Raw genomic sequence first — 14,759 nt, forward strand, 5'->3', positions numbered from 1 at the left:
TGGAGCCTCACCCCTTCGTCGACCCCAGCGTCAGTCCCGCGATGAAGTGCCGCTGCAGCAGCAGGAACACCAGGATCGTCGGGAGGGCGACGAGGACCGAGCCCGCCGCGAGGAGGTTGTAGTCGGTGAAGAACTGGCCGCGCAGATTGTTCAACGATGAGGTGATCGGCAGTTTGTCCGGGTTCGAGATGAAGATCAGGGCCCAGAGGAAGTCGTTGTAGATCCAGGTGAATTCGAGGGTGCCCAGAGCTGCCAGGGCGGGGCGGCACAACGGGAGAGTGATGCGCCAGAACTGGGTCCAGACGCCCGCGCCGTCGACGATCGCGGCCTCCAGGATCTCCTGCGGCAGCGTCCGCATGAAATTGGCGAGCACGAAGACGCAGAAGCCCAGTTGGAAGCCGATGTTGACGATGATGACGGCCCAGTAGGAGTCGTACATCATCTGGGAGTCGGACATCCACCACGGCAGCGGGATCTTGTTGAACAGGACGTACAGCGGGGTGACGATCACCTGCTGGGGCAGCAGATTGCCCGCCGTGAAGAACATCAGGAGCACCAGGCCGCCGCGCAGCTTCAGACGGGAGACCGCGAAGGCGACGAACGAGGCCAGGAAGAGGGTGATCAGCACACCTGGCACGGCGATCAGCAAGGTGTTGGTGAAGTACTTGCCCATGCCGGACTCCGTGTAGGCCCGGCGGTAGTACTCGAACGACAGGTGTTTGGGGAACGAGAAGTAACCGTGCTGCGCCGTCTCCTCGTACGGCCGCAGTGAGGCGTAGACGGCGAGCAGGAGTGGTGCCAGGAAGGCGAGCGAGACGCCCATGAGAAAGATGTGCACGCCCCAACGGCCGCGGCGTGCACCGGGCTTGGGAGTCTCCACCGGAGCTGCGGCCGGACGGGTGGGCGCACTGGCGCGGACGTCGGCTGTCATCGGTCGCGCGCACCTCGCAGCTCTTGGACCAGGAACGTCACGATGAACCCCAGGGAGACGGTGAGCAGGACGACCGCGATGGCGGAGCCGAATCCGATGCGGCTGGCTTCCCCGATGATGTTGTCGGTGATGAGGACGGAGAGCAGTTCCAGGCCGTTGCGGCCCTTGTTGACCGCGTAGACGATGTCGAAGGCGCGCAGTGCCTCGATGACGGTGATCACGCCGACGATGACGTTGACCGGGCGGAGGGTGGGGAAGACGACGCGGAAGAAGGTCTGCCGCTCGTTGGCGCCGTCGATCGCGGCCGCTTCCTTGAGCTGCGGGTCGACGGACTTGAGTCCGGCGAGGTAGAGGATCATGACGTAACCCGTGTGCCGCCAGCTCGCCGCGATCATCATCATCCAGAGGTTGATGTGCGCGTCGCCGAGCCAGTCGACCGGGTTGTCGTGGTTGTTGAGGATCGTGTTGACCACGCCCTGGTCGGTGCCCAGGATCAGCTGGGCGATGAAGCCGACGATGGCGAGCGAGAGCACGACCGGCAGGTAGATCGTGGACTGGTAGAAGCGGCTGAAGCGGACGCCCCGGTCGATGAGGACGGCCAGGAAGAGGCCGAACGGGGTCGCGATCAGGCCGAGGAACAGCAGCCACAGGATGTTGTGGCGGACGGCCGGCCAGAAGACCGGGTAGTTCTCGACCATGTTCTTGTAGTTGTCACCGCCGATCCAGTGGATGTCGCCGACGCCGTCCCAGGAGGTGAAGGAGAGTCCGATGGAGGCGAGGGTCGGGCCCCAGATGATCACGATGTCGAGCAGGATCGGTACGCCGAGGAGCACGCCGAGGACGACGACGTCGCGGCGGGTGAACCGCCGCAGCCGCCGTCGTCCGGCGCGCCGTGGGATGTTGAGCGCCACGGAACGTCTTCCCCCAGGTTCAGCCGACGGGCGACGAGAAGATGGTCTTCTTCTGTCGTTCGATGCTGTTGCAGAGACCGTCGACGTCCTTCGGATTGCCGATGAAGTCCTGGATCGCCTTGATCATCACGGTCGAGGCGAAGTCGGGCCGGGTGTCGCGGTCCATGAACTGTGAGATCTGCTTGGCGCCCGAGACGAGCTGGGCCGATTTCTTCTGCAGGGCGCTGTACTTGGAGGTGTCGGCGCCGTCGTTGACGGCCACGTTGTTCGGGTCGAGGGCGAGGTAGGTGTCCTCGGCCTTGGGGGTGCCCAGCCACTTCAACAGGGCCTTGGCGCCGTCGAGGTTCTTCGACTTCTTGGCGACGAGGAAGCCGTCGATGGGCGCCTCCACGGCGTCCTGCGCGTACTGCGGGTCGATCTCGGGGAAGGCGAAGAAGTCGATGTCGTCGCGTTCGCTCTCCGGGAACTGGGTGCCGGGGTGCGGCATTCCGAAGACCGCCATGCCGGTCTTGCGCTGCTGGAGGCTCTGCCCGGCCTCCTCCCAGGTACGGCCGAGGGCGCCCTTCTGGTAGTACGGCATGAGTTCGCGCCAGGTGTCGAAGACGTTCTTGACCTTGGTGTCGGTCCACGACTCCTTGCCGGCCATCAGGGACTTGTGGAAGTCGTATCCGTTCAGGCGCATGTTGATGTAGTCGAAGGTGCCCATCGCCGGCCAGCCGTCCTTGTCGCAGAAGGCGACCGGTACGCCGTCCTTCGACATCTTCTTGGCGAGTGCGATGAACTCGTCCCACGTCTTGGGCTGTTGGTAACCCTTGCTCTGGAAGAGGCTCTTCCGGTGGAAGACGGCCCACGGGTAGTAGTAATAGGGCACGAAGTACTGCTTCCCGGCGTGCGTCGACTGCTCCTTGAGCGCGTCCGAGAATCCGCTGAAGCCGCTCCACACATCACTGATCTCGTGCAGGAGCCCCTTCTCCGCGAAGTACTGCATGCGGTATCCGGCGAACCACATGAAGACGTCGTCGGGTGTGCCCTGGAGATAGCGGTTGATGTTCTCCTGGAAGTCGTTGTGGTCCTTCGTGTTGACCTTGACCGTCTTGCCGGACTTCTTCTCGTACGCCGTGAAGGCCGCCGCGTACGCCTTCTTGGGCACCGGGTCCGAAGCGTTGGACCCCACGGTCACTTCGTTCTTGTTTCCACCGGGTCCGTCGCCGCATGCGGACAGCAGGGCGGGGAGCGTGACCGCACCGGCTCCGACAGCCGCACCACGCAAGAGATTTCGCCGGGACATCCGATGTCCTGTAGTACCTCCGGGCACGACGGGCCCCTTCAACGATGACTGTGCCATGTCCCCCTCCTCGGGGTGCCACCCAACACAACCGAACGCGAGGCTTGGATCTCACTCCCATGTGGCGGCACCGTCAAGGGTTCTGACGGGATATCGAACAACCGTTACCACTTCTCTTCCACCAGAGTCGGACAGGTCCTACCGTAAACGCGCACCATTGTCGCGGACATGCAGTCATCCAACCTTTCGCGAGTTCGGAGGAACGTAACGATGCGTCACCTTCACACCCGCACAACCCGCCGAAGAGTGGTCGGAGCGCTCGCCGCAGGATTGTTGTGTACGACCGGGCTCATGGCGCCCGTCCTCGCCGCCGCACCCGCGTTCGCGGCCCCCGTCGAGGACCCCGTCTCCCCCGCCCTGGCGGACGGCCTCGCCCTCACCCCGCCCATGGGTTTCAACAACTGGAACTCCACGCACTGCCGCGCCGAGTTCAACGAGGACATGGTCAAGGGGATCGCGGACCTCTTCGTCGACAAGGGGCTCAAGGACGCCGGGTACCAGTACGTCAATCTGGACGACTGCTGGGCACTGCCGTCCCGGGACGCGAACGGCAAGCTGGTGCCCGACCCCGTGCGATTCCCGGGCGGAATCAAGGCGGTTGCCGACTATGTGCACGCCAAGGGGCTCAAGCTCGGCATCTACACGAGCGCGGGCGTCAAGACGTGCAACAGCGCGGGATTCCCGGGCGCGCTCGGCCACGAGTACAGCGACGCCCAGCAGTTCGCCGACTGGGGCGTCGACTACCTCAAGTACGACAACTGCAACAACCTCGGCGTGGACGCCAAGTTGCGCTACACCACCATGCGTGACGCCCTCAGGGCGACCGGGCGGCCCATCGTCTACAGCATCTGCGAGTGGGGCCAGAACAAACCCTGGGAATGGGCGGCGGACGTCGGACATCTGTGGCGCACGACCGGGGACATCAGCGACAGTTGGGGCTCGATGCTGTCGATCCTCAAGCAGAACCTGCCCCTCGCCCCGTACGCCGGCCCCGGGCACTGGAACGACCCGGACATGCTGGAGGTCGGCAACGGCGGCATGACCGACACCGAGTACCGCTCGCACTTCTCGATGTGGTCGGTCATGGCGGCACCGCTGCTCATCGGCTCGGACCTGCGCAAGGCATCCGCCGCGACCTTCGACCTTCTCGACAACAAGGAGGTCATCGCGGTCGACCAGGACCCGCTGGGCAAGCAGGGCACGGTGCTCTCCTCCGAGGGCGGACGCTGGGTCGTCGCCAAGGAGATGAAGGACGGCAGCCGGGCGGTGGCCCTGTTCAACGAGACGGGCAGCGCACAGCGGATCGCCACGACCGCGCAGGCCGTGGGCCTGCCCGAGACCGACGCCTACACGCTGCGCGATGTGTGGCAGCACAAGAGCTACAACACCGCGGGCACCATCTCGGCGACCGTTCCCGCCCACGGCACCGTACTGGTACGTGTCTCGGTCGACGCCCAGTGGGCCAAGAACCCGCCCGCCGTCGAACTCGGCCTGAACGGCAGCCCGTTGGTCGAGGCGGGGAAGACCGCCTCCCTGGAGTCCACGGTCACCGACCTCGGCCGCACGCCCGCCCAGCACGTCTCCGTGACGCTCAGCGGGCCCGAGGGCTGGACGGTCGGCGCGACGTCGCCGGCCACCGCGGGCGTGGTGCCGACGGGCCGTGCGCTGCGTACGGGATGGCAGGTCACCGCACCCGAAGGCACGGCCACGGGATCGTACGACCTGACGCTGAAGGCGAGTTACCGCTCACCGACCGGTGTACGCGCCGAGAGCGTGCTGCCGCTGAAGGCCTCCGTGGTCGTGGCGCCACCCTCGGGGGTCTCCTCCCTCGGAGACCTGCCGTGGCTGTCAACGACCAACGGCTGGGGGCCGGTTGAGCGCAACACCAGCAACGGTGAGAGCGCCGCGGGCGACGGTCATCCGATCACTCTCGGCGGAGTCGTCTACGCCAAGGGGCTCGGCGTGCACGCCGAGAGCGCCGTCGAGTACTACACCGGCACGGCGTGCGAGACGGTCACCGCGGACGTCGGCGTCGACGACGAGAAGGGCGCCAAGGGGACCGTCGCCTTCGAGATCTGGGCCGACGGGACGAAGGTCGCCTCGACCGGCGTCCTCACCAACGCGATGGCGGCCCAGCCGATCACGGCCGATGTGACCGGCGCCCAGGTGGTCCGACTCGTCGTCACCGACGGCGGCGACGGAATCGACTCGGACCACGCGGACTGGGCGGACGCGAAGCTCAGCTGCTGATCCCTCCAGGCCTCGGCTGCCCCCTTCACACCTTGGCTGACACGTTCAGGCCTCGGCTGATCCGTCGGCCGAGGCCTGCACCGCCGACCCGCCCCGTCGCGTCAGACCCCGGCCCCGGCACCAGTCGCGCTCGGGTTCCTGCTGAGCGCGGCCGCGGCCGCGCCGACCAGACCGGCGTCCGTGCCCATCAGCGCGGGTGCCACGGTCAGCCGCCGTACGAAGGAGAGCGTCGCGTAGTCGGCGAGCGCCTTGCGCAGCGGCGTGAACAGGATGTCCCCCGCTTTGCCCACTCCCCCGCCGATGACGGCGACGTCGATCTCGACGAGGGTCGCGGTGGCCGCGATGCCCGCCGCGAGCGCCTGCGCGGCCCGTTCGAAGGAGGCCACGGCCACCGGGTCGCCCGCGCGGGCGGCCTCGGCCACCGCGGCGGCCGAGGTGTCGCCGTCGGGGCCGGGCTGCCAGCCGCCCTCCAGCGCGCGGCGCGCGATGTTGGGGCCGCTCGCGATGCGCTCGACGCAGCCGCGGGAGCCGCAGGGGCAGAGGTCGCCGTTCAGCTCGACGCTGATGTGCCCGATGTGGCCCGCGTTGCCGGTGGGGCCGGGGTGCAGCTGTCCGTTGAGGACGAGTCCGCCGCCGACCCCGGTCGACACAACCATGCAGAGCGCGTTGTCGTGCCCGCGGGCGGCGCCCTGCCAGTGCTCGGCCGCCGTGATGGCCACGCCGTCGCCGATCAGCTCGACGGGCAGCCCCGCCGTGGCCTTGCGGACCCGCTCGACCAGCGGGTAGTCGCGCCAGCCCGGCACGTTCACGGGGCTCACCGTGCCCGCGGAGGCGTCCACCGGGCCCGCGCTGCCGATGCCGACGGCCCGCGCCCTGCTCCACAGCGGGGAGCCCGTCAGCTCGCCGATCACGTCCTCGACGGCTCGCATCACGGTGTCGCCGTCCTCCTGCGCGGGCGTCGCGCGCTGCGCGCGCAGAAGGATCCGGCCGTGGCCGTCCACCAGCGCCCCGGCGATCTTGGTGCCGCCTATGTCGAGCGCGGCCACGAGGTCGGTGTGCATCAGAGTCAGATCTCCCAAGACGGTGTCGTTTCCGGGCCCGCCGCGCTGCGGGTCCGGGTCTCCGGCCGAAAAGGCAGGCAGGACGACACGCCCCTGGGGGAAGGCGCAGGCCGGAGAATGCGGTGGACAGTCTCTCTCGCATCTGACAACGTTGTCCAGGCTCTATGCTCGACGCCACATCCTCATACAACCCCATGGACCGACGCATCCCCGTGGACGACAGGACAGGACAGCACATCGTGGCCGAGACCGCCCGCCGACCCGAGAACCGCTACGGAAACCGTCCGACCATGAAGGACGTTGCGGCGCGTGCGGGAGTCGGCCTCAAGACGGTCTCGCGCGTAGTCAACGGCGAGCCGGGGGTCACCCCGGACACCGAGCGCCGCGTCCAGGAGGCCATCGACTCTCTGGGCTTCCGCCGCAACGACAGCGCGCGAGTGCTGCGCAAGGGCAGCACCGCGAGCATCGGCCTCGTCCTGGAGGACCTCGCGGACCCCTTCTACGGGCCGCTGAGCCGCTCGGTCGAGGAGGTGGCCCGTGCCCACGGCGCGCTGCTGATCAACGGCTCCAGCGCCGAGGACCCGGACCGCGAGCAGGAACTGGTCCTCGCGCTGTGCGCGCGCCGCGTGGACGGACTCGTCGTCATCCCGGCCGGTGACGACCACCGCTATCTGGAACCCGAGATAAAGGCGGGCGTCGCCACGGTCTTCGTGGACCGCCCGGCCGGAAAGATCGACGCCGACGTCGTCCTGTCGGACAGCTTCGGCGGTGCCCGTGAGGGTGTCGCCCACCTCATCGCCCACGGCCACCGCCGGATCGGCTTCATCGGCGACATGCCCCGCATCCACACCGCCGCCGAGCGGCTGCGCGGCTACCGCGCCGCCATGGAGGACGCGGGCATACCGGTCGAGGACGCGTGGATGTCCCTGGGCGTCACCGACCCGCGGCGGGTGCGCAAGGCGGCCGAGGACATGCTCTCCGGCCCCGCCCCCGTCACCGCGGTCTTCGCCGGCAACAACCGTGTCACCGTCACGGTCGTCCGCGTCATCGCCGAGCGCGGCCGCCCCGTCGCCCTCGTCGGCTTCGACGACATCGAACTCGCCGACCTCCTCCAGCCCGGCGTCACCGTCGTCGCCCAGGACGCCGCCGCCCTCGGCCGCACGGCCGCCGAACGCCTCTTCCGCCAGCTCGACGGCAGCCTCGTCACCCCGGAGCGCATCGAACTCCCGACGCGCCTGATCACCCGCGGCTCCGGGGAACTGCCGCCCGCGGACTGAGCCGTGGCCGCCCCCGACCCGCGCACTCTGGAGGCCCTCGGCCTCGCCGAGATCCCCCGCGAGCACCCGCTGAGCTATCCGGGGGCCTGGCCCGAGGAGTCCGGACTCCTCGACGGGGACCGGCTGTTGCCCCTGGGCCGTCTGGTGTACGAGGACCGCGTCCCGGTCCTCGCGGTCGGCTCCAACGCCTGTCCCGCCCAACTCCGGCACAAGATGGCGCAGTCCGGGGTGTCCGGCACGATTCCGCTGGTGAAGGCGCGGGTCGGCGGCATCGGGGTCGGCGTCTCGGCCCATGTGAGTCTCATGGGGTACGTGTCCGCGTCGCCGTTCCACGCGCCGGGCGCCGTCGGCGAGTTGTTCCTCACCTGGCTCGATGAGGCACAGCTCGCGGTGGTCGACGCGAGCGAGGGCGTTCCGGAAGCGACCGGTGCGTACGATCGCGCGTGGCTGCCCTCGTCCGCCTCCGGCGTCCGGATCGAGCTGGACTCCGGTGAGTTCCTGCCCGGCGCGCACGTCTACGTCAACCGTCACGGGGTTCTCCACGACGGTGCCGGAGTGCCCCGTACCCATCCGGGCGAGCGTCCGCTGCTCGCCTCGCTCCTTGCCGGGTCGGCGCGCCTGCGGGAGCTGTTCGGAGACACGCCGGAGAAGTTCTGCGCCAGGGCTCGCTTCGACGCGGAGCTGTGTGCGCGGGGGACCCGTCTGTTCGCGGAAGAGGGGTTGACCACTGCCTCCGGTCTGGAGAGGTACGCAAAGACGGGTCCGTCGTCATAGTGCGGGTTGTCTGTGGCGTGTCGCGCCCCGCGGCGGAGCCGCGGACGGCACGGCCCCGCGCCCCTGAAGGGTCGTTACTGGTTCCCGGAGATCGTCAGATCCGCCCGCCTCGGCGTCGCGAAACCCTCCAGATCGGCCCGGGTCAACCCGGTTACCCGGGCCACCTCCGCGATGTCCAGGGCGCCGCAGTCCAGGCCGCGCAGCAGGTAGCCGCTGAGGGCCTTGGCGGTGGCGGGCTCGTCCATGACGTCGCCGTCGGTGTGGGCGGCGTAGCGGGCGAGGCGGGCCGCGGCCTGCTCGAAGCCCTCGCGGTAGAAGGCGAAGACGGCGGCGTAGCGGGTGGGGATGTGGCCGGGGTGCATGTCCCAGCCCTGGTAGTAGGCGCGCGCCAGGGCACGGCGGGTGAGGCCGTAGTGCAGGCGCCAGGCGTCGTGGACCTTCTCGGTCGGACCGACCGGCAGGACGTTGGTGGAGCCGTCGGAGACGCGTACGCCAGTGCCCGCGGCGGCGACCTGCATGATCGCCTTGGCGTGGTCGGCGGCGGGGTGGTCGCTGGCCTGGTAGGCGGCGGAGACGCCGAGGCAGGCGCTGTAGTCGAAGGTGCCGTAGTGCAGACCGGTGGCGCGGCCCTCGGCGGCCTGGATCATCCGGGCGACGGTCGCGGTGCCGTCGGTGGCGAGGATGGACTGGCTGGTCTCGATCTGGATCTCGAAGCCGATCCGGCCGGGCTCCAGGCCGCGCGCCTTCTCGAACTCCTCCAGGAGCCGGACCATCGCGGTGACCTGCTCGGCGTACGTCACCTTGGGGAGGGTCAGGACCAGGCCCTCGGGCAGACCGCCCGCCTCCATGAGGCCCGTCAGGAAGATGTCGAGGGTGCGGATGCCGCGGTCACGCACCGGGGCCTCCATGCACTTCATGCGGATGCCCATGTACGGGGCCGCCGTGCCGTTCTCGTACGCCTCCGCGATCAGACGGGCCGCGCGGGCCGCCGCCTCGTCCTCCTCGGCGTCCGGGCGCGGGCCGTAGCCGTCCTCGAAGTCGACACGCAGGTCCTCGATGGGTTCGCGCTCCAGCTTGGCCCGTACGCGGTCGTACACGGGCTCGGCAAGCTCGTCGGAGAGGCCGAGGACGGCGGCGAAGGAGGCCGCGTCCGGGGCGTGCTCGTCGAGCGCGGCGAGGGCCCGGTCGCCCCAGGAGCGGATGGTGTCGGCGGCGAACACGTCGCCGGGGACGTACACGGTGTGGACGGGCTGCCGGGTGCCGGGGTCTCCGGGGTAGCGGCGCTCCAGCTCGGCGTCGACCGGGGCGAGGGAGGCACTGATCTCCTCGCTGACGGCGCCCGCGAGGCTCGTCGACACCTTCTCCTGCTGACCCTGACCCATCCCACAGCCTCCTGTTTTCCGCTCCACGGAATCAACAATCCGTATAGCGAAGTTATCCGGGGATCTTCCCGATGGTCAACACCCTCTTGCACCCTCATCCTGACCCCCGACCGAAGGAGTACGCGTGCCGGACACCAGCAGAGTGACTCGTCGCATGGGACTGAGGACCGCGATGGCCGCCGCGGTCGGCGTGCCCCTGTTGAGTACGGCGGCCGCCTCCGCCGCCCCGCACCGTGGCCGGGACCTGGACGTCATGACGTTCAATCTCCGCTACGCGAGCGGCTCCGAACCCCACAGCTGGCCCACCCGCCGCCCGGTGATGGGCGAGCTCTTACGCCGGGCGGCCCCCCACGTCATCGGCACCCAGGAGGGCCTCTACCACCAGCTGCGCGACATCGACTCCGACCTCGGACCGCACTACGACTGGATCGGCACGGGCCGCGCGGGCGGCAGCCGCGACGAGTTCATGGCGGTCTTCTACGACACCCGCCGTCTCGCCCCGGTCGAGTACGAGCACTTCTGGCTCTCCGACACGCCCGACGTGATCGGTTCGAACACCTGGGGTGGCGTCTGCATCCGCATGGTCACCTGGGTCCGCTTCCGTGATCTGCGCGACGGGGAGCGGGAGTTCTACGTCCTCAACACCCATCTGGACAGCGGACGTCAGAAGGCACGCGCGCGTGCCGCCGCCCTGATCGGTCAGCGGATCGCCGGGTTCGACCGTTCCCTGCCGCTGATCGTGACCGGCGACTTCAATGTCGCGGCCCACAAGAACCCCGTCTACGACACGATGCTCGGCGCCGGTCTCGTCGACACCTGGGACGCGGCGGCCGAGCGCGGTCCGCTGTACGCCACTTTCCACGGCTACAAGCCTCTGGTGCCTGACGGCGACCGCATCGACTGGATCCTCGCCGCACCCGGCGTGACGGTGCACCGCGCGTCGGTCGACACCTTCTCCCGGCGCGGGCAGTTCCCCAGCGACCATCTGCCCCTGCAGACCACACTGACCCTGGGATGAGGCGAGGCCCTCGCGACCGTGACGGTCGCGAGGGCCTCGTACAGCGGGACTCGATCAGCCCTTGCGGGACTTGATCTCCTCGGTGAGCTGCGGGACGACCTCGAAGAGGTCGCCGACCACGCCGTAGTCGACCAGGTCGAAGATCGGGGCCTCGGCGTCCTTGTTGATCGCCACGATCGTCTTCGACGTCTGCATACCGGCGCGGTGCTGGATCGCGCCGGAGATGCCGGAGGCGATGTACAGCTGCGGCGACACGGACTTGCCGGTCTGGCCGACCTGGTTGGTGTGCGGGTACCAGCCGGCGTCGACCGCGGCGCGCGAGGCGCCCACGGCGGCACCGAGGGAGTCGGCGAGCCCCTCGATGATCGAGAAGTTCTCGGCGCCGTTGACGCCACGGCCGCCGGAGACCACGATCGCGGCCTCGGTCAGCTCGGGGCGGCCGGTCGACTCGCGCGGGGTGCGCGCGGTGACCTTGGTGCCGGTGGCCTTCTCGGAGAAGGAGACCGCGAGGGCCTCGACGGCGCCGGCGGCCGGGGCGGCCTCCACGGGAGCCGAGTTCGGCTTGACCGTGATGACCGGGGTGCCCTTGGAGACACGGGACTTGGTGGTGAAGGAGGCGGCGAACGCGGACTGCGTGGCCACCGGGCCCTCGTCGCCGGCCTCGATGTCGGTGGCGTCGGTGATGATGCCGGAGCCGATACGGACCGCGAGGCGGGCCGCGATCTCCTTGCCCTCGGCGGAGGACGGGACCAGCACGGCGGCCGGGGAGACGGCCTCGTACGCGGCCTGCAGCGCGTCCACCTTCGGTACGACCAGGTAGTCGGCGTACTCGGCGGCGTCGTGCGTGAGGACCTTCACCGCGCCGTGCTCGGCGAGCGCGGCGGCGGTGTTCTCGGCACCGGAGCCGAGGGCGACGGCGACGGGCTCACCGATGCGGCGGGCCAGCGTCAGCAGCTCCAGGGTGGGCTTGCGGACGGCACCGTCCACGTGGTCGACGTAGACGAGAACTTCAGCCATGGGAATGATCTCCTGCGGATTGCGAAGTCTGAGGGGCGGTAAGCGGGGTGGGCTTAGATGAACTTCTGGCCCGCGAGGAACTCAGCGAGCTGCTTGCCGCCCTCGCCCTCGTCCTTGACGATCGTGCCGGCGGTGCGCGCCGGGCGCTCGGTCGCGGAGTCGACCTTGGTCCAGGCGCCCTCGAGACCGACCTCGTCCGCCTCGATCTCCAGGTCCTCCAGGTCCCAGGACTCCACCGGCTTCTTCTTGGCGGCCATGATGCCCTTGAAGGACGGGTAACGCGCCTCACCCGACTGGTCGGTGACCGACACGACGGCCGGGAGGGAGGCCTCCAGCTGCTCGGAGGCGGAGTCGCCGTCGCGGCGGCCCTTGACGACACCGTCCTCGACGGAGACCTCGGAGAGCAGCGTGACCTGCGGGACGCCCAGGCGCTCGGCCAGCAGGGCCGGGACGATACCGGCGGTGCCGTCGGTGGACGCCATGCCGGAGATGACCAGGTCGTAGCCGGCCTTCTCGATCGCCTTCGCGAGCACCAGCGAGGTGCCGATGGCGTCGGTGCCGTGCAGGTCGTCGTCCTCGACGTGGATGGCCTTGTCGGCACCCATGGAAAGCGCCTTGCGCAGCGCGTCCTTGGCGTCCTCGGGGCCGACGGTCAGCACGGTGATCTCGGCGTCGTCCGCCTCGTCGGCGATCTGCAGCGCCTGCTCGACGGCGTACTCGTCGAGTTCGGACAGCAGGCCGTCCACGTCGTCACGGTCGACGGTCAGGTCATCGGCGAAGTGCCGGTCGCCAGTGGCGTCGGGCACGTACTTCACAGTGACAACGATCCTCAAGCTCACGCCGGCTCTCCTACTGCATCGTCATTTCTGGGCTGCTGCCTTCTTTCAGGCAGCATAGGCGCCTGAAGCGGCCGATCCCGGTCGGGGCGACCCGCGCTCCGAACGAAATATTACTCGTCAGTACACCCAGTGAATGCCCACTAAGCAAGCGCTTTGAAGTGTGACCTTGGCAACGCTGTGTAACCAGCGAGTAGGACCGACGGGTAGGACCGGCGAGTAACTTCAGTCGCGCAGGCCGTTGAATCGCCCCTGGTGGTACAGGAGCGGCCGGCCCGCGCCGGAAGGGTCGCCGAGGACCACCTCGGCCAGGACGATGCGGTGATCCCCCGCGGGCACGCGCGCGACGACACGGCACACGAGCCAGGCGAGCACGTCGTCGAGGACGGGAACTCCCTCGGGTCCCGTACGCCAACTGGTGGACGCGCCGAAGCGGTCGGCCCCGCTCCTGGCGAAGGTCGCGGCCAGCTCCTGCTGGTGTTCGCCGAGTATGTGGACCCCGACATGGCCGGACTCCGAGATCGCGGGCCAGCTGGAGGCGCCGACGCCGATGCCGAAGGAGATGACCGGGGGCTCGGCGGAGACCGAGGTGAGCGAGGTGGCGGTGAAGCCCACGGGACCCTCGCCGCCGGGAGCCGTGATCACGGCCACACCGGCCGCGTGTCGCCGGAAGACGGAGCGCAGCAGGTCGGGAGAGGCGAGTTGGGGGGTGCCGAGGTCGGGCGTGGCCGTCATGGAGTTGTCCTTCTGCGAGGGGTGACGAGCTGATCCGTGGCTGTTCAACAGCCCGGACAGCGCGCACTCGCGGTGCGGGCCAGGTCCACGTGGACGCGCTCGAAGAGAAGGAGTTCCGGGGGCATACGGTCAGGCTGACGATAGGTGGTGCACGCAGTCAAGGGCGTTCCGGAATCTGGGAGATGCCTCACCATGATCGTCACGGGTCAGACGGCCTCTCCCAGCGCCGCGATCACATCCGCCTTGCGCGGCTGTCCTGTCGCCCGCCGCACGATCCGCCCGTCCGCGTCGAGCACCAGCACGGTCGGCGTCTTGAGGATGTCGAGTTCGCGTACGAGGTCCAGGTGGTCCTCGGCGTCGATCTCCACATGGGACACCCCGGGAACCATGCCGGCCACCTCGGCGAGCACCCGCCGGGTCGCCCGGCAGGGCGCGCAGAAGGCGCTGGAGAACTGGACGAGCGTGGCCCGTTCGCCGAGCCCCTCCCCCAACTCCGCCGCGCCGAGCCGCTTTCCGCCGTCGCGCCCGCGCACTCTCACTCTCCCGCTCCGCCGCTGATGCAGCACTCCGTACACGCTCGCCGCCGCGAGCACCGCCACGCACACCACAAGTCCGGTCATCGTCTGCACCAGCATTCACGAGACCGCAAAGATTCCCGGCTCCACGAATCCCGCTCCATACGGAATGCTTGATTCATGGACATCGATGTGAGGGGGCCGCGATTCGGTGCGGCCGTGACGACCGTCGTGCTGGCGGCGGCACTGATCACCGGGAGCGCCTGGGTGCTGGCCTGGCAGACGCTGGCGTTCGCGCTGGGCGCGTCGGGCGGCGTGGCGCGCTCCCCGTACGGCTGGCTGTTCCGCAAGGCCGTACGCCCCCGGCTCGGGCCGCCGACGGAGTTCGAGGCGCCCGAACCGCCGCAGTTCGCACAGGCGGTGGGGCTCGTGTTCGCCGTGGTGGGACTGATCGGCTTCACGGCGGGCCCGCAATGGCTGGGGCTCGCGGCGACCGGATGCGCGCTCGCCGCCGCGTTCCTCAACGCGGCGTTCGGGTACTGCTTGGGATGCGAGATGTACCTGGTCGCACGGCGGGTGACGGTTCGTTCGAAGTAAAGGTGAGTTAAAAGCCCGAGGTGGATCAAGTGATGGACGTGACGAGGATCTCGCCGTTCGGCGGCACCAGGACTGGCCACTCGTCCGTTCTTGGGGCACGATCTGCGCAA

The 14,759-nt window shown here is 69.1% G+C and carries 14 protein-coding genes; 5 read left to right on the forward strand and 9 right to left on the reverse strand.

Going from position 1 to position 14,759, the window contains the following annotated elements:
• Positions 1–7: 7 nt before the first annotated feature.
• Genes AB5J50_RS07005 through AB5J50_RS07015 form a run of 3 tightly spaced genes read right to left on the reverse strand, consistent with a single transcriptional unit; the run spans position 8 to position 3,130 of the window.
• Positions 8–931 (reverse strand): carbohydrate ABC transporter permease, encoded by a 924-nt coding sequence (locus AB5J50_RS07005; RefSeq protein WP_369255932.1) that lies wholly within the window; start codon positions 929–931, stop codon positions 8–10.
• Positions 928–1,842: a carbohydrate ABC transporter permease gene (locus AB5J50_RS07010; RefSeq protein WP_369255934.1), complete on the reverse strand. Its 915-nt coding sequence runs from the start codon at positions 1,840–1,842 to the stop codon at positions 928–930. Before AB5J50_RS07010 ends, AB5J50_RS07005 begins: the two co-directional genes overlap by 4 nt.
• A 19-nt stretch (positions 1,843–1,861) precedes the next feature.
• Positions 1,862–3,130, reverse strand: a complete 1,269-nt coding sequence (locus AB5J50_RS07015; RefSeq protein ID WP_369255936.1) for an ABC transporter substrate-binding protein — start codon at positions 3,128–3,130, stop codon at positions 1,862–1,864.
• A gap of 267 nt (positions 3,131–3,397) precedes the next feature.
• On the opposite strand from AB5J50_RS07015, the gene AB5J50_RS07020 reads away from it, so the two are divergent.
• Positions 3,398–5,437 (forward strand): NPCBM/NEW2 domain-containing protein, encoded by a 2,040-nt coding sequence (locus tag AB5J50_RS07020; protein ID WP_369255938.1) that lies wholly within the window; start codon positions 3,398–3,400, stop codon positions 5,435–5,437.
• A 101-nt stretch (positions 5,438–5,538) separates the two neighbouring features.
• Here AB5J50_RS07020 and AB5J50_RS07025 read toward each other — a convergent pair whose 3' ends face one another.
• On the reverse strand, positions 5,539–6,498 hold the full coding sequence (locus AB5J50_RS07025) for an ROK family protein (RefSeq protein ID WP_327426758.1): 960 nt from the start codon (positions 6,496–6,498) through the stop codon (positions 5,539–5,541).
• 194 nt (positions 6,499–6,692) lie between these two features.
• Between AB5J50_RS07025 and AB5J50_RS07030 the strand changes: the two genes are divergently transcribed.
• Entirely contained in the window at positions 6,693–7,775 is a 1,083-nt protein-coding gene (locus AB5J50_RS07030) for a LacI family DNA-binding transcriptional regulator (protein ID WP_369255941.1), read from the forward strand.
• A gap of 3 nt (positions 7,776–7,778) precedes the next feature.
• Positions 7,779–8,549 carry a hypothetical protein gene (locus AB5J50_RS07035; protein WP_369255943.1) on the forward strand — a complete coding sequence of 257 codons (771 nt, stop codon included), beginning with the start codon at positions 7,779–7,781 and terminating at the stop codon, positions 8,547–8,549.
• Between the two features lie 74 nt (positions 8,550–8,623).
• On the opposite strand, the gene AB5J50_RS07040 is transcribed toward AB5J50_RS07035, so the two are convergent.
• Positions 8,624–9,931 (reverse strand): aldolase/citrate lyase family protein, encoded by a 1,308-nt coding sequence (locus AB5J50_RS07040; protein WP_369255945.1) that lies wholly within the window; start codon positions 9,929–9,931, stop codon positions 8,624–8,626.
• A gap of 124 nt (positions 9,932–10,055) precedes the next feature.
• On the opposite strand from AB5J50_RS07040, the gene AB5J50_RS07045 reads away from it, so the two are divergent.
• Positions 10,056–10,949 (forward strand): endonuclease/exonuclease/phosphatase family protein, encoded by an 894-nt coding sequence (locus tag AB5J50_RS07045; protein WP_369255947.1) that lies wholly within the window; start codon positions 10,056–10,058, stop codon positions 10,947–10,949.
• 54 nt (positions 10,950–11,003) lie between these two features.
• Here AB5J50_RS07045 and AB5J50_RS07050 read toward each other — a convergent pair whose 3' ends face one another.
• The 4 genes from AB5J50_RS07050 to AB5J50_RS07065 all read right to left on the reverse strand — a co-directional run bounded on the left by AB5J50_RS07050 (position 11,004) and on the right by AB5J50_RS07065 (position 14,157).
• Entirely contained in the window at positions 11,004–11,966 is a 963-nt protein-coding gene (locus AB5J50_RS07050; RefSeq protein ID WP_327426762.1) for an electron transfer flavoprotein subunit alpha/FixB family protein, read from the reverse strand.
• Between the two features lie 53 nt (positions 11,967–12,019).
• Positions 12,020–12,805, reverse strand: coding sequence for an electron transfer flavoprotein subunit beta/FixA family protein (locus AB5J50_RS07055; protein WP_054228809.1), 786 nt, complete (start codon positions 12,803–12,805; stop codon positions 12,020–12,022).
• A gap of 222 nt (positions 12,806–13,027) precedes the next feature.
• Complete coding sequence (locus AB5J50_RS07060; protein ID WP_369255950.1) at positions 13,028–13,537, reverse strand: flavin reductase family protein; 510 nt, start codon at positions 13,535–13,537, stop codon at positions 13,028–13,030.
• A 206-nt stretch (positions 13,538–13,743) separates the two neighbouring features.
• On the reverse strand, positions 13,744–14,157 hold the full coding sequence (locus tag AB5J50_RS07065) for a thioredoxin family protein (protein ID WP_330302774.1): 414 nt from the start codon (positions 14,155–14,157) through the stop codon (positions 13,744–13,746).
• Positions 14,158–14,232: 75 nt separating this feature from the next.
• Here AB5J50_RS07065 and AB5J50_RS07070 point away from each other — a divergent pair, with 75 nt between their 5' ends.
• Complete coding sequence (locus AB5J50_RS07070; protein WP_369255952.1) at positions 14,233–14,649, forward strand: DUF4395 domain-containing protein; 417 nt, start codon at positions 14,233–14,235, stop codon at positions 14,647–14,649.
• The last annotated feature ends 110 nt before the right edge of the window (positions 14,650–14,759 follow it).

Origin of the sequence: Streptomyces sp. R35 (assembly GCF_041053035.1) — a bacterium.
GTDB lineage: Bacteria > Actinomycetota > Actinomycetes > Streptomycetales > Streptomycetaceae > Streptomyces > Streptomyces lutosisoli.